We start from the raw sequence: 19,847 nt of genomic DNA, 5'->3' as shown, positions 1-19,847 counted from the left end.
TTTAGAATTTTGTATGGATATTACAGTGAGAGGTTTTTCAAAAATACAAATCAAAATTATAAATCAAAATTGAGAAACACAGCAAATTTTTTCAAATAAATAAAAGTGTGAAACATTAAAGATTGAAAAGAAACATATAAAAAGCTGGATAATAGATATGCAAGAAAAAGAAATGCAAGCATCGACAATCAATGTAAGTATTAGCAGATTAAAGAAGTTATTTGACTATATGTTAATTGAAAAATATATTGAGTATAATCCGTTTGTTGATATTGAAAGATTAAAAGAAGAAAGAAAAGTAATCAATCCTTTAAATGACTGTGAAATTAAACAAATGCTAACAGTTGCTATAAAAAACACCCATACAAACATATAGCACAAAGAAATGTTGCGATATTGATGTTGATGATTGAATGTGGGGTGAGGATTAGCGAAGTTTGCGAGATACGAGATGAAGATATTATGAATAATCAAATAATTATTAGAAAATCAAAAAATAATAAGGATAGAGCCGTCGCTGTTAGTCCAATTCTAAAAAAAGAAATAATAAAATATCAACGAATTAAGAAAAGAAAATATGGGCTGTTAGAAGGAAATCCTTTTATTGTCAGTAATCTAGGTAAAAAATTGAATGAAAAAAGTATTTGGCAGATTATACAAGAAATAAAGAAGCAAATTGATATAAGAGATTGTGTCCGTTTTTCAGGTCATACGTTAAGACATACTTATACAAGTATGCAATTACGAAACGGACTAGATATTTATACGTTAAGCTTAAATATGGGGCATAGTTCAATTAAAATGACTCAAAGATATGTTCAGACGTTAAATAGTGAAGATTTTATTGAGAAGTCTATTAAAACGAGTGCTTTGATGAATTTGAGGTGATAATTTTATTTAAAATGAAGGCTAAATTGTGTGTGTTGTTAATTTTAAATAGATATACTGTATGTTTTTGTCTATAAACCAAAATAAAACTTTAAAAATATAAGTCCGATATTTTTTGTGAAGGTTTCATACTTATTTGTGATTTGTTTTGTTTGAATGTATAATAAAGTAGATAATTAATTGGGAGTGGTAGGATGAATATTACTTTTTTATTGGGAAATGGCTTTGACATTCAATGTGGGTTACAAACTTCATATATTCATTTTTATGAATATATTTTAAAGAAAAAATATTCTTTAGATTGGTCCCAAAAAATAGATGAAACGTTTGTTTCGAAGATTGATAATATGATTTATTCTGAAATTTATAAATCAAAAGATAATATCCAAACTTGGGCTGATTTGGAATTTCAGTTGGGAGTATTTACGAAACGTTTAAAGGAAGAAAATCAGGATACCAATTTAGCTGACAACTTTTTAGACGATTTTGAAACTCTACGAGAAGATTTAAATGATTATCTTAAAGGTATTCAAATACAAGATGATGTTCAAATTAATGAGGACTTCTCAGAAATACTTTTTACCACTATGGATAATTTTTTTCACGGTGTATTTGAACAAGATCATGATGAAATTAAATCTATGTTAATTGATAACACTAATAGTCATTTTAATTATCGGGTTATATCTTTCAACTACACAAACAGTTTACAAATAGTCCTTCAAAATTCTAGTAAGAATACAAAGAGTAATAGTTTCAATAATTCATTCCCTAATCAAAATTTTAACAAAGCGATTATCAATGTGCATGGAGTAATTGACCGATTTTTAACATTAGGATTGAATGATGAGAGCCAATTAGCTCCAGATTTTTTTGAAAAAGATGATTTAGAAGATTTGCTAAAGCCAGATTCACTTGTAAATAATAGAGAATATATGCGTAGAGACGCAGAGAATACTATCGAAAAAAGTGATATTATTGTAGTTTTTGGGATGTCAATCGGTTCGACAGATAAACATTGGTGGGAAAAGATTGCTGAGGTTTTATTGAAATCAAGATATAAAAAATTGATTATTCATTTATATGAAAACGAACCTAGTTATGTATCTCCTAGAAAAGTAAGAATAAGAAGAAAGAAAAAAGAAGACGAATTCTTATCTCATTTAGATAAGTTAGAGTTGTCAGATGAAAAAATAGCTCAATTAAGAAAGCAAATCTATATTGTGACGAATAGTCCATATATTGTTAATGTTGATTTAAGAAAGTATTTGAATCAAATAGAGAATAACACAGATAATATCATTGATTTTGAAATAAAAGATAACAAATTACCTGAAGAAGCCACCTAGAAAAACTAGGTGGCTTTTATAAGTTTGATAGATTATGTTTTGAATAAACCAAAAGAATGTTCTTTTATTTCTGAACGAGACCTATTTTCCGAGGAATCAAGATATTTTTCGTTCATTCCAATTTTAGCTATAGGTGAAAAATATTGTCCATAATTTTTTAGATAAGGCATATAGTCAGATGTACCTGCACAGATTATGCTATTTGTATTATTACCTTTTAATTCCCTCAGTCTAAGTGTTAATGCATGGTTCTTTTTTTAGAAAAATTGATAAAACAATAATTAACGTAAAATTGAAGTATTAACACGAAAAGAGTTGGAACATTAAAGACAGGTAGAGGAGTATTACTGGTTTTATATAAGTGGACTAGCTATGAGAAAAAATCTCATTTTTAAATTTAAGAAGCCATAAAAATAAGGAGTGCTTAAAAATCGCGAAACGCGATAGTAATATTCCGGGATTTTAGTTATAAAAATTAAGATGTAAATTAATCAGAAAGGAAATAGGATGAAAAACGTCAAAAATCGGCTGTGCTTGTGTTTCGTCAAATGACCAAAATAGGAGCAGCAATGTAAACTTTTAACTAAAGTAAGTGTTGAAATAATATTTAAGTTGAAGTTTTGAATTACCCTTCTTTTAAAGACGTTCAAGATAAAAATTACGTCAGCTAGTAAGTAATCTAATTCTTGAAACCCATAAATATCAAGCAAAATATGAAAAAACGACAATTAGGCAGTATCAAAAACAAGGCAATACTTAACAAAGAAAAAAGAATCTATAAAGGGCGTCTGGTTTTCTATATTGTTGCATCGAAAGATTTAAAAAATACCTATTTTAAAATCATGGATATATTGAAAGAAAGCAGAGTTATCAAAATAAATTGAAGTATTTAGACTAACCATTTATAAAATAAAAATAATAAAGAATTAGAAAGATAAAAAAATGAAAAAGTTAATAGCTTGGTTTTGCTTATTAAGTGCGTGTTAGTCAGTAGTTATTGTGTATTTTCTTAAGAAATTAATGGGTTACTGGAAATCCTTGTATAAGATATCCATGACTTAACATTGTTTGCCCTTTCTTTTTGAACTTTGCAAAAGAGCTTAAATTTTTATAAATAAGCCTTAAGAATAATTGTTTGTTAACTAGACTTAATTTAAACTAAACTGGCTAGCAGAAAAATCATTTAGGAAAGGGGTATAAAAATTTAAAAAAGAAAAGATGTAGAGCAACCCAATCAAAGGTTAAATCTAAGTCAATAGATAAGGATCTTTTTGTGAAAATTTTTTATGTCAAGCAATCAGTTTTTATGACCAAATACGTCAGTCTGCAAGTAAGTGAAGGTACTGTTAATTCTGCGATTATGAGAATAGCCCGAAGCATATATAAAATATGTAGCATGGTTTCTTTAAAGTTATGAGATACAGGACGTGCGGACACGTATACTTTTTTCAATCACGCCATTGCCTGCATGATTGCAAGGACGGCTTTTTCGGATAGTTCGATTGAAAGCTACATAATCAAGACCCTTTTCTACAAATAGATTAAAAGAAAAGAGTAGACAGGGGAATAACAAATAAACATCAAGTGGAGATAAAATAAATTTTTCATAAACAATAAGTGGCAATGACACTATAAAATAATTTTGCCACTATGAAGGTAATTTGAGATAACTTCATCTAAATAAAAAATATAAAAGGGGATATATTCACATGAAATTAAACAATAGTATGGCACTTACCAAAAAACAAACTTCAAAAAATAAATGGTGGGGCCCAATTATTTGGACTATACTGATCTTCTATTTTTCAATTCAAATTGTACAGCTTGTTGCACCCATTATCGTGTCTTCATTAGGAAATAGGACACCTCTTATGCTGACGCTTTTAGGTATGTCTTTGTTCCCAGTAATGTTTATCCTAGTACTACTAGTAAATAGGTATTACTATAAGCGATCACTTTCGTCACTTGGAATCACTGGAAAAGAATTTATATATAAATATCTTTCTGGGCTAGGGATAGGGTTAATATTGCTGCTTTCAGTATATGTCGTTAATTTTGCAATCGGCTCATTATCAACTAGTGTTAATAATCAAATTATTTGGCTAGAAATATTCATATTGTTCTTAGCGTACGTTTTACAAGGATTTACCGAAGAACTGTTATGTAGAGGGTTTTTAATGAATTTATTGTCAGTGAAACTTGGTATTTGGCCGGCTATTATTATAAATTCGATAATTTTTACAGCTCTCCACGGAATGAATAATGGGATTACTCCTCTTGCTTTAATTAATTTAACATTGGCTGCTATGTTCTTTTCATTAGTATTCTATTTGACCAATAGCTTGATTTTGGTTGGGGCTATTCATACAGCATGGAATTTTCTTTTGGGTCCTGTTATAGGAATGGCTGTAAGTGGTGGAGAAACTTCTATATCAGTATTTCAAACGGTTCCTGACATGCAAAAAAGCTTATATAATGGTGGGGATTTTGGGTTAGAAGGAGGCGTTATTGTCACAGTTATTTTAACGATGTGTTGCATAATGATTTATAAAATGATCTCTAAAAAAAATAATATGCTCCACGGATAGATAGTAAATAAAACTTGAGCGACGCGCACAGATGTTCTACATTGGCTAAATGTCAATAAAATAGATAAGAAAAAGGAATATTTTTAACAATCAAGATACTTTGAGATTCTGTTGTAAAATTTAAAAAAGGCAATTAACCTTAAATCAGGAATATCTTATGCAGGCTTTCTCATTAAATCTTTAATTTCTATACAGACTGAAAAACCGAAAAAATTTCCTTCTTTTCGGTTTTTTATTGCTCTTCTTTAGGGCTAGAAGCATCTTTGTGAAAAATTTTTCGTTTAGAATAAGTTCCTTTTCGAATTTCTGAATTTCGGTAATTTTTTATGTAACACTCTATTAGTCAAACGTTTGGGAAAGCTATCTTCACGCTCTAACAGAATATTTTCAAGCACAAATGAGATTCGGTGGAATAAGACTGATTTATCTGGGACTTGGTAGTAAAGTAAATCGTCACGATGCTTACAGGTAGCACGTAGTAAATAGTAGAGCGCAATGGTCTGTTCTTTTAATAGGTCTTTAGTAGTTCTAGATAAAAGTTTTTCTTTATTTATGTTATCAATGAGTTGAGAAATGCGGTTACCATTCATAGAACAATCCTCTACCGAAAAAATAATTCCACAAAAATGGGCAATATAAGTGCTTATCTAAATCAGAAGCGCAATATTTGCAGGCTAAATTGTTCATAGTAGTATCCTTTAAAATTTGTCTATTAGTAATGCTTTAGTTTTTATTTGAATGCCTCAAAAACCATGGCAGCTGGGCTTATGCAATTAAATGTTGCATATCAAAGCGATAAGTCTTTTAGTGCAATAGAGTAAAATGCTTTGACAAGACTGAAAAAACTAATAAGCTTATGATTAATGATTACAGCATAAGCAAGTTCTAATAGAGATCTGTTTAAAATGAAATAATAATCGGAATACCATGTTTGAGGTGGCGATATATAGAAAGGATAATAAATAAAAAAAATCTTGAATTCGAATTGAAAAAATACCAAAGCAACTCATATTGGTTGGTTTAATGTAGAATTTATGTCATGATCTTCTCATGAGATTTTAGATGAATTGGACTATGTCAGAGTTTGCAGGTCGGATTTACATTGCTATGAAGGTTGAGGGAAAGCAGTTGTTTTTATGAAAAAAACATTTGGGGCTTATTTATTTACTAATAGCATTTGGTACGTCATTATTGCCGATTGATAATGCTAGTAAGGCTGGAGTAATTATATTGTTAAGCATAACTAGTTTGTCGACCTCTTTATTACCGCTCAAATCTTTCTTCTGTAGTTAAAGATATTAAACATTCAAGAAATGTTCTCAACTGTTACTTAAGCATTACCTGAAGTTGTTCCTTTAGTTGCCAAAAAATTAGAACGTTCCGCTCAATAAAGCTGGTCAAAATCTTTTTAAAAGAGGAATTAAAGTTGATATTTTGAATATAGGCATTAACGAGAATGCACCACCTGCCAGCTTGACGTTCACTTTAGTTGATCTTATAGTATAATGCAAAATTAGTCTTTTTTATCGGGAGTGTTCCCATGAAAGAGTGGAACTGCATCTAAGTAGTGGGGCTTTTTTTGGGCCTATTTCATTGTGTGAAATGTGAATTAGTGATAATATACAAAATGAAAGATTTCGTTATTTAAGAGAAGAGGGATAATAATGAATTTTGCGTTTATTGGATGGATCATGACCTGGTTCTAATAACTATTTTATTATTAACAACTATCTGCACGTAATAAAAAAGGTGTGGTTTTAATTTTAAAAAAAGAACATACGGTCTTTTTAGGGTGATAATTATTTTAGAAATGTATACTGTATCAAAGAAATAGCTTGTACCATTTGATGATTTCCTTGACTTTTTGAGTCAGACAGGATTGACTGAGACTGCTCTAAAAGCTATTATTTGCAGAGTAGAATTGAAGAGTTTACTGTAAAATAAAGCTGAGATGATACTGCTTTGTTGCGTGAACACTCCCAAGTCTAAAACGAAAATTTTGTTAGCATAAAATATTTTAAGCTCATTTCTATCAAATCAATGATAGAAATGAGCTTTTTTATGTAGGTGGAATTACTGTAAAGCATTGTGTTAGAGAAATGTTCGACGAATACCAGATTTGCTACTGTTTTTTGTTGTATACTAAAGACATCCTAATTATATATAAATAATTTATAATTAAAAAGACTGTATCATTAATTTTATTGTCTTGTCAAAACAATAAAATTAAAAAATATATATAGAATGAATCGAGAGGATTAGATGTTTTCAACAAAAGTTAGTCGTTTTTTTTTATCAAAAAATCAAATGAAAAAAATTAAAATATTATATATTATGATAGATGAAAAATATATAAGTACTTTACATTTGAAAAAAATGCTGGGCTTAAGCATTCGCGCCACCAAAAAAATTATGGAAGAACTTACAGAAGAAATTGACTTTTATAAACAGCCAAATCAGTCATTACAGTTAATCTATTGTGACAATGTATATTGTTGGAATCCAAAATTCTGTTATGAGAGCTGTATGAAAATACTCTATCAACTGAAGAAAAGCTATTTTATTCAGTCTTCTCTTTATAAATCCTTGTTTTTTATGATGATTGAAAGAAGCTGCACTCTGACGGAGTTTTCCGAAAAACTTAGTTATAGTCAATCGTATTGTTATAAACTCATGGATCAATTAAATGAATTTTTTCAGGTCACTCACTTAAGTCTAAAAATTATTAAAGAAAAGAAATTGTTTAAGTTGCTGGGAGATGAGTTGGAAATCAGACAACTAAACTATTACATTATTGCCGCAGTATATAGTTCAGCGGAATGGCCTGACTATTTAACAGAAAGAAAAAAAATTGTGAGGACCCAAAGGTATTTACAGTTAGAAAAGTATGATCAACTATCTCCCTCTAATCAATTAAAGAAAGATCTCTTGCTAGGAATTTTTCAAGAGGCGATTGAAAATGGATTTAAAATACAAACGGTTTCTCAAAACGATCGAGAGTTGTATGAATTTTTTGTTCGGGATAGTGATAGAAAAAAACTATTTGCTTTTTTACAAAATAACTATTGCTTAAAGACTAGTGACAATTACAATGAGAGCTTTTGTTTTGAACTGTTGTCACATCACGTAGTTCCAGAACTAATTGACAAAAACGAAAAAATTCGAATGGGTCGACAGTTAATAAAAAGCAATTATGATAATGAATTTTTAAAGAAAGAGCTGCTATTTTTGAATAAAATTTGTACTCGTTACTCTTTAACAAATGATGAAAGCGCGTTTTTTTTAACGGACTTGACAACAAAAATTCTGATTTTAAAAAATTTTCATTTTTGGAAGTTTTATGAAATGAGCGAGCAATCACAGAAAATCAAAAATGTTCCAAACCAGCTAGTTTATGATGTTGAGGAACTCATTGGAAGCTATTTTAAAGAAGCAGAGCGGCTTCATTGTGTGAAGTATCTAGCAAATATTTGTTATTATAACTTATTGGTTATGGACAAAAATGTTTTGAAAATATATACAGAATTTTATTATAAGTCCTCTTATAAAGAAGTGGTTGAACAATTTATTTTAACTACCTATAACAATAACAAAGTGGGAATAACACCTGACTTTAGTGAGGCAGATGTTATTATTTCAGATGGCATTCCTTATCATATGAACGAGCAGACCAAACTTTTTTACTTCTCAGATAGCAGTAATCCTAAAAATTGGGAGGAATTAGCCAGCTTTTTGCAAAAACAACTCATAAGCAAGAACATTACGTAGTTTATAGTACAATTTACATCAATTATCTTACTTATTCCAAAATTGACATAATTAGAATAAATTATTTTAAAGAATTATGGTTAAATGGGAGAGAAGGAGTGAAGATAAATTGAAAAAAATTGTAAAATATTTATTACTAACAGTAGTTATTTTATCTAATTTATTTTGGGTAGGGCATGTGTTCGCAACCAGTGACTACGGCACACAATTTGTAACAAACACTCAAATAAAAGATGAGCAAGGAAAAGCTGTGGAAGAACACCATATTTTTGGATACTATGACACTTTTATGATTACCTATGATTGGGCAATTCCTGACAACCAGACATTATCCGCGGGTGACACAATGACATTGAAACTTCCATCAGGAATTCAATTTCCAGGAAATATTCAATTTGAAGTAAGAAACCCCCAAAATGATTTGGTTGGAATGGCAGCTGTTAATAAGGCTTCGGGAACTGTCAAGGTGACGTTTACAGATTTTGTTGAGCAGCACCAAAATATTAAAGGTTCTCTAGACTTATGGGTGCAGTGGGACAAAAATAAAGTGCAACAAAATTCTGAAACGCCGATAAATCTAGGGATAAATGGGACAATTGTCTTAACAGTTGGCGACCAAGGGATTATAAATCCCAATGAGACGTTGACTAAATGGGGCTGGGTAGATGAGCAAGACCCGTTACTCATTCATTGGGTCGTTCGAATTAACTATGCTAAAAGTTTGATTAAAAATGCAGAATACATAGATTATATAGGGGCTGGACAATCTTTGGTTGCTGATAGCATTAGTGTTTCTCTGGGACATTATGGCCAGAATAACAGCGGATTTGTCTCTGAGTCTGAATTGGGTAAAGAACATATGACAATCGGAGAGGACTTGAAAACGTTTAAAGTATCTTTTGGCGATTTAGATAAGTCTGCTGTTGTCGAATATTCGACTCGTGTGGTAAAAGAGTTGAGCTCAAAGGCTTATGACAATTCTGGTACGTTAACTGGAATCAATATAGAAGAGGATAAAACACACAGTTTCGTGCAAGACTTTGGTGGTGATGGCAATGCTGATGGGCAAAACAAAGAAACCAGCACTACAACAAGTAGCGAGAATACCACTGGTACAACAAATACTACAGGAAGCAGTGAGAATAGCACAGACACAACAGACACTACAGATACTACAGCAAACAGTGAGAACACTACTGACACAACAAATACTACAACAAGCAGTGGGAATACTACTGAACCAACAAACACAACAAAAATTACGGAGAGTACAAGTAGTGGACAAAAAGCTTCTTCTAATCTAACAAGTTCTTCCTCCACAAAGAAACAGTTGCCCAATACAGGGGAGAAACAAGAGAATGGATTCTGGATCATCTTAGGAATGTTCATCTTGCTTTTAGGAATGAAAAAAATAGATCAATCAAGTAAATAATAATTATTAATGTGTTTGTTCTTTACAAAAATATTAAGAAAAAACGAAAGTATTGTAAAACGTATACAAGATGTTAAGATGGACGTAACCTATTTTTCCCAACAATAATGGGTTTTTATAAAAGAGCCTGGAACATAACTTTTGAGTTATGTCCCAGGCTTTTAGTATCTAAGTATAGATTGGTATAGAAGTAACGTCTACTTTAATAAGCTGAAATTCATAAAAATCGGGTGAGGAATTTTTGTGAATTCGTTCTTGTTTTTTGAGTAAAATACGGCTATCTTATGTTCTTTTTTATGGAGTTTTTTACAAAAATATAAATCTAAGATAAAAATAAAAAAGAATAATTATTCTTAATTAGCATATGAAAACTATTTATATACATTCTCGTCAAAAATTTACATTTTATTGAAAAAATTGATATTGTAGATGTTTTTAGTAAATGTTATTTTAAATTCACTACGAAAATACGAAAAAAGGAGAATGATAGTGAAAAAATTAGTTTTAGGTCTATGTATGTCAATTTTAGGGATGTTGACAGTAAATGCTACTGCAGTAAAAGCTGAGGTTGTGGGGGATTATGCGCAAGCTTACCATTTGAATCCAAAAAATGGTTTTATGAATGACATCCAGAGTGTTTTCTATAATGAGCAAACGAAAGAATACAATCTTTATTATTTACACAATAAAGATTATGCAACTGGTGGAAATGGAACAGAATGGGAGCATGTGTCAACTAAAGATTTTGTTACCTACAAAAACTTAGGAACAGCCATTCCAAAGTATCAAACCTCTACCGGGGATATCGCTTCAGGGACTTTGTACCGTGATTACGATAATCGCTTAGGATTTGGAGCGAATGCTTTGATTAGCTATGTTACCAGCTATGGGGATGGGCAACAAACACAAAATATTTGGTATTCATTAGATAACGGAAACACGTTCAAACCATATGCGAACAACCCGATTATGAAGCCAATGACAAAAGATGCTGACTTTCGAGATCCATATGTGTTTCGACTAGGCGATACATTTTACATGTATCTTGCAGAAGGAAATAAAATTGGTGTTTATGAATCAAAAGATGGAATAAATTTCTCATATAAAGATGGTATTTATAGTCAAATCGATCAATTAGGTTTACTTGAATGTCCTAATTTATTTGAACTAACAACAACAGATACTGGTGAAAAAAAATGGGTGCTGCTTGTTGGTGGAAATGGCTATAAAAGAAATGAAACAACTGGAACTTATTATGTAGTAGGATCCTTGAAAGACGGTGTTTTTCAACCAGAGACACAAGCAAGACGTATTGATAGCGGCAGTGATTTTTACGGTGCTAAATTTATGCAACAAAATGATAGCCAACTTTTAGGCCTTGCATGGTTAGGTAGCTGGGACTATAACAATAAAGTAAACTCCACAAATGGGAGCTTGGGTTCTATGAGTATGGCTCGTACGATTTCGTTTACCAGTGAAAATAACTACACTTTAAAAACATCAGCTTTTCAAACAGGGAATTTATTCAAAAAAACTGTTTTGAACCGTACCGTAAGCACCAAGCAAGCAAAAGGAGATAGCGAAGGCTACAAAACCGTACTGGCTACTACGTTGAATCAAAAAGGATTTGCTTTGGATCTGGCTGCAAATGCAACGGATGCAACATTACCTAGTCATATCCATGTGGAAGTCAAAAATGATGATTCATACTTTAAATTAGACTTTGATACAACTAATGGGTATTACATGATTACAAGAAATGGGCAACATGTGACAGATGTCGATGACGCAAATGCCATTTATACCGCGGCGCATGTTGCAAAGGTAGACACTAACTCAACCACACAGTTTAATGCAAAACTATTTGTAGATGGAGGAAGTATAGAGCTTTACTTCCCCAATAGTGGCAATACCTATTCACTCGCTAAGTTTTCTACTAGTGTGAAAAACCAAGTAAGCATTAAGATGAACGGAGATGCAAAAGTTTCTTACAAGCTTTCTCGTTAAGACTAAGTAAGAAGAGTGAGTATAAAAAATGTGACACAAGAGTATTGATTACTTTTGTGTCACATTTTTATTTTTAGAAAAGTTTTAGGTTAAACCGTAAATGGTTTTCTTGATTCGCTAGGGGAAAAGCGACAAAAAGAGTCCCCTAAAATACTTAAACATATGTATTGTTACGTTATTTGAATCGTTTTGTCAATTTCGCTTGGTGCGCATCAAGTATTTGTTCTAAAGAGAAGTTGTACTTATCAGCTAAGATAAAGATATTATCCAGTACATCGCCAAGTTCTTCGATCAAATTGTCCAAATTTTCTTGATCAGAGGCTGTTCGTTCGTCTGGCCGATCTCGACCAATCTCAATTGTTCGAATTGCACGAGCAACCTCTCCTGTCTCCTCAGAAAGAAAGTTCATGCGAATGAATGGATTTAAGGCATACCATCCGCGATTTTTATAAAACTCACTAATCCATTTTTGATAGTTTTCAATTTCCATAAAGCACGCTCCAGTTTTTAAATTTATGTTATCATAAAGAGGTTGAATAAAAAAGTAGCGATTGCAGAGATTGGAGTGTACAAGATCAATGAAGATTGCAGTTTATTGTGGCGCAAGTGTCGGGAATGACGGGAAATATATTGCTTGTGCGAAAAAAATAGGTGAATGGCTAGCAAAAGAAGGGCACACTTTAGTTTATGGTGGAGGCCATGCAGGCTTGATGGGGGTGCTAGCGGATACGGTATTAAAGAATCATGGAGATGTGATTGGTGTCATACCAGAATTTTTAAAAAATAGAGAGCTTGCACATACAAGCCTGACAGAACTTTTCGTTGTAGAAGATATGCATCAACGCAAGAAAAAAATGATTGACTTAGCACAGTGTTATATTGCATTACCAGGTGGTCCAGGAACTTTAGAGGAAATCTCAGAAGTGATTTCTTGGGGAAGGATTGGGGAGCACAGAAACCCCTGTATCTTATTTAACGAAAAAGAGTATTACAATCCGTTGCAACATTTTTATCAAAGAATGGTAGAAGAGGGCTTTTTAACAGCAGAAGACTTCTCTAAAATCTTATTTTCGGATTCTCTTGAAGAAATTAAGTCATTTATTTGCTCGTACACACCACCAGCTATTCGTTCTTACAAATAGAGCAAAGCTCTCTCTAAGAGCTTAAGGGAATGTTTTTTCAGAGCTGTAAGAAGTTCTTTACAGGATAAAATAAGTATGGTAACATTAATGACTGAGTGTAAAACACTCAAATATTACGGCATTCCGCTGTGACAAAGCTCATATGAATGTTTGGAATAAGGAGAAAGAAAAATGAACCCATTAATCGAAGCATTAACACAAGAACAATTACGTACGGATATCCCTGATTTCCGTCCTGGAGACACAGTGCGTGTTCACGCAAAAGTTGTCGAAGGTACACGTGAACGTATTCAGTTATTTGAAGGTGTTGTTATCAAACGCCGTGGAGCTGGAGTAAGTGAAACTTATACAGTTCGTAAAATTTCTAACGGTGTTGGCGTGGAACGTACATTCCCATTACACACACCACGTGTTGCAAAACTTGAAGTGATTCGTCAAGGTAAAGTTCGTCGTGCGAAACTTTATTACCTACGTGCACTACACGGAAAAGCAGCTCGTATCAAAGAAATCCGTCGTTAAAAATTTGTTACTTTTTAACAATGAACCCCTTGGTAATCAAGGGGTTTTTTATTTTGTCTTATTATTTATGCGTTTGTGTCTGGCTGGATATTTTCTGAGAATATATTCAAAAGGGACGAAAAAGAGGCAAGGTTTTACAGAAACTCTAAACCACTTTGTAGTTTTTCACACATTCCTTCTGTGACATGAAGATAGATTTGTTGAGTAATTTTACTATTCTCAAGGACAAGCCTTTCTTGTATAACACATATAGAGGTTCCAATTTCTGCAAGCTTTGAGAGAAAAGAATAAATTTTATAATTAAACACAAAGAAAACTTTAAAGCAACTGATTTCAAATTATGGAAGATGGGCTCTCTTAAATAAACAAACAGCAAACAAATACTTAATACATCCCAAGTTTTTTTATTTAAGATTAGTTTGAATTAAAAAAGGAAGAAGTCTATTCTTCCTTTTCAATGTTATTGAATACTCAAATGTAAAAACAGGCTATTGTAATTTAGTACTTACAATACCTAACTCTATTGCTTTCAATACAGACGCTAGGGCTGAATTTGTATTCATTTTTTCATTGATGGATGCAATATGGTTTCGAATAGTTCTATCAGAAATATTTAATGTAGCTGCAATAGTTGATTGTTTATCACCATAGGAAAGATAACGTAGTATGTCTTTCTCGCGACTAGTTAATGAGTGATAGATACTATTATTAGTAGTAGGGAATATGGTTTTATTGTCGTAATATATTTTTTTTAAGTTTTCAATCAAAAGCTCAATTGAAATATGTTTATTTAGAAATGCACTTGCACCAATTTCATTTGCCTTTTCTTGATATTCGATTAAATCGAAACCTGAAAGAAATACCAATTTTATATCAAACATATTAAGTAAATGCTTTCCCAATTCCAGACCATTGTATTTTCCCATATGAATATCCATTAAAATAATGGAAGGCTTATACAGATTAACTGAGTATTCAGCTAGTTTTGGATCCGTAATATAATGAAACTCATTAATATTAGAATTGTTTTTTAGTGTTATCTCTAGACTTTTTCCTATTAACATATGATCATCAATCAACAGTATGTTCATGTGCTACCTCCTCCTTTAAAGGAATTTTGATCCTAATTTTTGTTCCAATTTCTGAATTAGTTTTCCGAACAAGCTCAAAGGAACCATTTAGCCAATTTAGATCGTTTTTGATTGAAAGTAAGCCAATATGCTGTTTTGGCTGAAAAGAAATTTCTTCAAATTTTTTATAATCATTGATACCGATTCCATTATCTTCAACAATTATGTGCAAATATTGATTTTGTGTAAATAGGGTAGTGGTTGCTACTGTTGCTAAAGAGTGTTTGAGGATATTTTCATTTAATTCTTTTATTATTCTATACGCTGGAGCAATAATATGCTTAGGTAATTCTTTTTTTACTGAAATTTTTAAGATCAAACTTTCAATCTTATCTGGTTTCTTTTTATCAAAATCTGCCATCAGTATTTTAATGTTGTCTTCAAATGATACGTTGTAGAGTGTAGAAGGGAAAGTATCAAAAATTTGGTTTCTAATAGATTGAACTAATCTTGTAAACTCTCTGTCAATCAAATCTGTAATTTCTGAATCACCAGTTAAATTACTGACGAGAGTACTTAAGCCGATAATAGATTGAAGTATATGATCATGTAAATAATTTGCGTAGTTCATTTTTTCTGATTCTATATTATTGAATAACTTTGTTTGGATAAGATTATTTGTAATAAAAGATGAAGAAATATACTTTTGTTGAGACTCATGGAGCAATTTCATCATATTTAAAATCATTGTATATTGCTCTGTTGTCTCGATAATGATGTCGATATCAAATTGTGAAAAGCGCACATGATTTTTTCTTTGACCTAAAAATACCCAGACTACTTCAGACGGTTGAGGGACTGGAATGCAAAGGTAAGCTTGATTTTCAATTTCTAGCTGCTGTATTTCGATTTTCATATGTTTCATCATTTTTTTTACTGATTTTGAAATCTTTGTACCCTTTTCACAAATAACGATGTAATTGCTATCTGATTGAGTGGTTACTAAGATGTCCTCAACGTCTGCTGATTGTGTCAAACTTTTCAAGATGAGTTTAGAAACTGTATTTGAAAGATTGGAGTAAGTAATTTGATTAAGAAGCTCAATTCTTTCATTTGAAAGGTTTCTGGTGATTTCTTTTAACTTTTTCAATTTCTTATTTTTTAATTTGGTGTTGATGAGAAGATTAACTGCCATCATGATAGAAAATAGAAGAATAATGATGATTTTTTTGTTTTCATCCAAGTCTAATAGAAATAGAGATATAGTAAACATAACAGTACATAGTATACTACTTATGATTAAATAAGAATCGTGTTTGAAAACTATTATTTTACTTCTAATAAGTAAATAGACTATTGTAGTTGGAAAGATAATTACAGAGAACAATGAAAAATAGCTCAAAAAAGAAAATGGATAGCTTATATTTTCATAAATTGTGGATAAAAAATAAAAAAGTGTAAAGGGAAAATAAGAAAACAAAATAGAAATACTCAGTAGATAATAGTCTTTTGATTGAAAGAAGAAACTTTTTGCTTTAAAAATAATTAAGAAGCATGAGATGAGTGTTGAAACTAATAAAATGATCAAACTACAATTTGCAAAGTATTTTGTTAAGAATACTAACTCACTAATTGCAGAAATTATGGTGAGTACTAATAGGTTCATTTGAAAAAAAATGCTCTTTTTTCCTTGAATAAAAGAATAGAGAAAAAAGTATAATAAAGCTGGACATAATACTAAAAATGCTAACCCCACTTTGTTTAAGATTAAATTGTCAGAATGGATAAAGATAAGAGTAAAACATGTTGATATTGAAAGTAATAAAAAATTAATAGATGGAGGATAATTTCTAGCTTTAAAATAGACCAAAGTTCCAATAAAAAGTAAGTAAGTACCAATGATTAGCTTGAAGGAATTAGAGACCATATATGTGTGAATTGAAACAGTAGAGAATGAATAGACAATAATTACTACCCAAGCAATCAGAATCAATGCTTTTGAGAATGTATCTTTCAAGAAGTCACCCCACCTAGATTTTATAATATTTTTTTAACAGATAGAAAGAATCGACTTATTTCTAATAGAAGAATAGGATCTCCGAGATCGCATTTAAATGATTAACCAAGCAATTAATAATTTGATTAGCTTTAATAAGATAAGTTTGTATAAAAAATAATCTATATTTGAAAAAATATATAATAATAAATACACAAAATAAAAGGATTATCCTATTCGAAAATTAACAAAAAGGTCGTTTTGTAAAAGTGTTTAGAAATTAAAACCCAAGAGCACACCCACTATGCCTTACCAATACTAGTATCCATAAAGATTGTTTCCAGTATGTAATCCATAGATAAAACCTCCAAAAAATATTTTTTGGATAATCATTCCTCGTATAGCTACAGTTTACAACTAAAAATGAATACTTGTCTACAGATTTTCCGCTTTTACTCATGAACTCTTTTTATAGGCACGCTAAAATAAAGTCAATAGATTTAGTGCACAAATTCTATTGTAGTGGTCTTTCACGTTTAGGGATAATCATTTACTCGTAGTAATATGTCCCAAAATATTTATTTAGTAAAAAATATATTAAAGGTGGGAGTGTTATGAAAAAAATAATGTTGAGTTTGTTTGTAACAAGTGTCTCCGTTTTAGGTTTTTCTGTCTCTGCTTTGGCAGATTCAGGACAAGGTTATCCATCAGATATCGCAACTAGCAATCAAGCTGAATCTTTTGTTGTAAGTGATAGTCCCTTTTTGAGATTATCCGTTAAAGTTGGTGGTGGTACTCATGAATTTGGGGTAAAGGGAATAGCTAGATATTCTCAGTACAGTAAATATACACATAACTCAAAAACTCATAAAGCAACTGCAATGATGAATGACAAGTATACTAAGTCTGGATGGGTTGAAAAGAAAAAGACTGCAAGTGCTGAGACTCCAAAATACTGGAGTTATTCTACTAATAATTCATACTGGGCCACAAAATAAATAAAATGGAGAGAGTATATGAAAAAAATGCTTGTGCTTGTTTTTTTCTTACTTTCTCTTTTTTCTTTGAGTTCTACCTATTTTCAAGGAATTTCTGAGGAAACAAAACAGTTTAGACAAGCTATTTTTAATAACTCTCAAGTTGTCGTTTTTTCAGAAAAAAATATTATAGGTGGGAATGATCAAAGAAAAGAAGAGATTGTAAAAACAATTAAAGAGTTGAGTGAAAAATATCAGGTAAACGTTTATAAAAATGATATCAATGATGAAACACCATTCTCTGTTTTTTTTTCACAAGTTAATGTTAATTCCAAAAAAATATTTCAAGACTTACGAATGATGCCACCTAAAAATAAAGAAAGATTTACTTTAAAAAATGGAGGCTTACTGTCTTCGAATAATAAATATATATTAAAAGATTTTAATCAATTAATTCATTATGATATTCTTTCAGGTAGATATATAATTCAGTATCAACAAAAGAAGCTTGTTCTTCGTTTTTATAAGGATTTGCAAATGAAATTGAATATCCAAATTGAGACAAAAGAAGAAAATAATGATTATTCGACATACAATTTATTCCAAATAATCAATATTATCATTATTATCACTCTGACACTCATCATCTTGTTTTTCTATTATTTAAACTATAAAAACAATACAATTAAAAGTTATTTTGGATATAGTGATTTACAGTTAGTTAATGATATTTATTATAAAATTCTTCCTGCTTTGACTTTACTTGTTGGTATTAGCTTTTTGTTTACCATTTACTTAATAATGAAAGAGGTTAGTATCCTACTTGTTTTAAAATTAATTTTAAGATTTTGGAAAATCAATATTATATTCAGTTTAATTTCTTATCTTCTTGTTGCGTTGTTTGTTAAAATTTCCAAAAAAGACTGGCTTTCTTTTAAAGGGAAAAAACCTCTAAAGTTTTCATTAATAGTAGGTGTGCTTTTTATCTATTGTATCGTTCCATTGATTGCTTTTGGGTTATCTGAAACTGTACCCTTAGCTATGGAGAATATAAACTTAACAATTAGTAGTAAGAAAAATCAAAAAATGTTAAAAGATTATTTTTATTTACCCTTATTATCTGCTGGTGTATCTCCTGAGGATGAAGAACGATTGGTTCCTTCATTTCAAAATCATACGGCGTTATTAGAGGAACTTTACAAAGAAGGATTGTTACTATTTAAACTAGAAGATTCAACTAGAGCTAGGTTAAACGGAGACGAATATGAAGAAGATTATGACTCAAACGAAATGTGGGTAAGCCCATCATATCTTGAGAGTACTTTTGTTGAAGTGAAAGATCTAAACGGAAGAAAAGTAAGCATTGACAATAAGGAAAAAAAGTTGATTATTCTAATCCCAGAAAAGTTTAAAGATAATATAGATGAAGTGAAAGCTTACTATAATAAGTCACATAATTTTTATAACTTTGAAGTAGCACAAGAATTTTCAAAAGAAGCTATAAAAAAAGAACCAAAGGATATAGAATTCATTTTCATTAAAAATAATCCTAAATTAGCATTTTGGGGATCGGCTAGAGCTAAATTAAGTAATCCTATTTTAAGAGTACTTACGCCTAATAATATTCAGAAAAAAACTTCGGTGTATGCAGATATTATTTTAGGGCAAACTGATTATTTTTTTGTAAAAAATAAAGGAGACTTAAAAGAGATTATCAAAAAAAATGATGTTTATTCTGAGTTTCCAGTTCAAATAAGCGCGCATAAGTATCTAATGAGTAATGTGAATGAAGATATGCAGATTATGGGGATTTTGTTTGTGATAATAGTTACGCTAATATTACTTTATTATATAGTTTCTTACTTTTTAAGTAGTGTGTTTATTTCTATGAATTCAAAAAAAATTAAGTTATACATTTTATTTGGTATCAAATTAAAGCTAATGATGATTTCCTATTCATTTGTTTTTATACTACCATGGCTGTCAATTATCTTCTTCAACCACACAAAAGAAATTTTATTTTTAATATGTTGTATTTCAGTAGGAAGCATTATTCTTACTTTGGTAAATTTTAATAAGATTTATAAAAATGTAACTGTTTTAGAATAGAA

The 19,847-nt window shown here is 30.6% G+C and carries 15 protein-coding genes; 11 read left to right on the top strand and 4 right to left on the bottom strand.

All coding sequences use genetic code 11. The annotated features are described in order from the left end of the window. The first annotated feature begins 157 nt into the window (after positions 1-157). From CBF30_RS11910 to CBF30_RS03620, 4 genes are all read left to right on the top strand, one after another. Positions 158-376, top strand: a complete 219-nt coding sequence (locus tag CBF30_RS11910; RefSeq protein ID WP_245974997.1) for a hypothetical protein — start codon at positions 158-160, stop codon at positions 374-376. A gap of 23 nt (positions 377-399) precedes the next feature. After that, positions 400-888 (top strand): tyrosine-type recombinase/integrase, encoded by a 489-nt coding sequence (locus CBF30_RS11905; protein WP_342774830.1) that lies wholly within the window; start codon positions 400-402, stop codon positions 886-888. 194 nt (positions 889-1,082) lie between these two features. Beyond that, positions 1,083-2,237 (top strand): AbiH family protein, encoded by a 1,155-nt coding sequence (locus CBF30_RS03630; RefSeq protein ID WP_126822855.1) that lies wholly within the window; start codon positions 1,083-1,085, stop codon positions 2,235-2,237. Between the two features lie 1,709 nt (positions 2,238-3,946). Then, positions 3,947-4,825: a CPBP family intramembrane glutamic endopeptidase gene (locus CBF30_RS03620; RefSeq protein WP_126822853.1), complete on the top strand. Its 879-nt coding sequence runs from the start codon at positions 3,947-3,949 to the stop codon at positions 4,823-4,825. 281 nt (positions 4,826-5,106) lie between these two features. Here CBF30_RS03620 and CBF30_RS03615 read toward each other — a convergent pair whose 3' ends face one another. Then, positions 5,107-5,415 (bottom strand): hypothetical protein, encoded by a 309-nt coding sequence (locus CBF30_RS03615; protein ID WP_126822851.1) that lies wholly within the window; start codon positions 5,413-5,415, stop codon positions 5,107-5,109. A 1,672-nt stretch (positions 5,416-7,087) separates the two neighbouring features. On the opposite strand from CBF30_RS03615, the gene CBF30_RS03610 reads away from it, so the two are divergent. The 3 genes from CBF30_RS03610 to CBF30_RS03600 all read left to right on the top strand — a co-directional run bounded on the left by CBF30_RS03610 (position 7,088) and on the right by CBF30_RS03600 (position 12,032). Further along, entirely contained in the window at positions 7,088-8,593 is a 1,506-nt protein-coding gene (locus CBF30_RS03610) for a helix-turn-helix domain-containing protein (RefSeq protein WP_126822849.1), read from the top strand. Positions 8,594-8,702: 109 nt separating this feature from the next. Next, positions 8,703-10,025, top strand: coding sequence for an LPXTG cell wall anchor domain-containing protein (locus tag CBF30_RS03605; protein ID WP_170168924.1), 1,323 nt, complete (start codon positions 8,703-8,705; stop codon positions 10,023-10,025). A 483-nt stretch (positions 10,026-10,508) separates the two neighbouring features. Next, positions 10,509-12,032 (top strand): glycoside hydrolase family 32 protein, encoded by a 1,524-nt coding sequence (locus CBF30_RS03600; protein ID WP_245974996.1) that lies wholly within the window; start codon positions 10,509-10,511, stop codon positions 12,030-12,032. Between the two features lie 175 nt (positions 12,033-12,207). On the opposite strand, the gene CBF30_RS03595 is transcribed toward CBF30_RS03600, so the two are convergent. Then, complete coding sequence (locus tag CBF30_RS03595) at positions 12,208-12,522, bottom strand: MazG nucleotide pyrophosphohydrolase domain-containing protein (RefSeq protein WP_126822845.1); 315 nt, start codon at positions 12,520-12,522, stop codon at positions 12,208-12,210. A gap of 88 nt (positions 12,523-12,610) precedes the next feature. Between CBF30_RS03595 and CBF30_RS03590 the strand changes: the two genes are divergently transcribed. Both CBF30_RS03590 and rplS read left to right on the top strand, forming a co-directional pair. Then, on the top strand, positions 12,611-13,174 hold the full coding sequence (locus CBF30_RS03590) for an LOG family protein (RefSeq protein ID WP_126822843.1): 564 nt from the start codon (positions 12,611-12,613) through the stop codon (positions 13,172-13,174). 171 nt (positions 13,175-13,345) lie between these two features. Further along, on the top strand, positions 13,346-13,693 hold the full coding sequence (rplS, locus tag CBF30_RS03585; RefSeq protein ID WP_126822841.1) for a 50S ribosomal protein L19: 348 nt from the start codon (positions 13,346-13,348) through the stop codon (positions 13,691-13,693). Between the two features lie 488 nt (positions 13,694-14,181). Here the strand turns inward: rplS and CBF30_RS03580 are convergent, their stop codons facing one another. Together CBF30_RS03580 and CBF30_RS03575 are read right to left on the bottom strand one after the other, a co-directional pair. Then, positions 14,182-14,784 carry a response regulator transcription factor gene (locus CBF30_RS03580; protein ID WP_126822839.1) on the bottom strand — a complete coding sequence of 201 codons (603 nt, stop codon included), beginning with the start codon at positions 14,782-14,784 and terminating at the stop codon, positions 14,182-14,184. Continuing rightward, entirely contained in the window at positions 14,765-16,780 is a 2,016-nt protein-coding gene (locus CBF30_RS03575) for a sensor histidine kinase (protein ID WP_126822837.1), read from the bottom strand. The genes CBF30_RS03580 and CBF30_RS03575 overlap by 20 nt, the downstream gene beginning before the upstream one ends. A gap of 593 nt (positions 16,781-17,373) precedes the next feature. On the opposite strand from CBF30_RS03575, the gene CBF30_RS03570 reads away from it, so the two are divergent. Next, entirely contained in the window at positions 17,374-17,757 is a 384-nt protein-coding gene (locus tag CBF30_RS03570) for a lactococcin 972 family bacteriocin (RefSeq protein ID WP_126822835.1), read from the top strand. 18 nt (positions 17,758-17,775) lie between these two features. Next, positions 17,776-19,845, top strand: coding sequence for a hypothetical protein (locus CBF30_RS03565; protein ID WP_126822833.1), 2,070 nt, complete (start codon positions 17,776-17,778; stop codon positions 19,843-19,845). Positions 19,846-19,847: the final 2 nt, after the last annotated feature.

The sequence above is a fragment of the Vagococcus entomophilus genome (genome assembly GCF_003987595.1).
GTDB classification, from domain to species: Bacteria; Bacillota; Bacilli; order Lactobacillales; family Vagococcaceae; genus Vagococcus_E; species Vagococcus_E entomophilus.
This window is presented reverse-complemented; position numbering and strand designations above follow the sequence as displayed.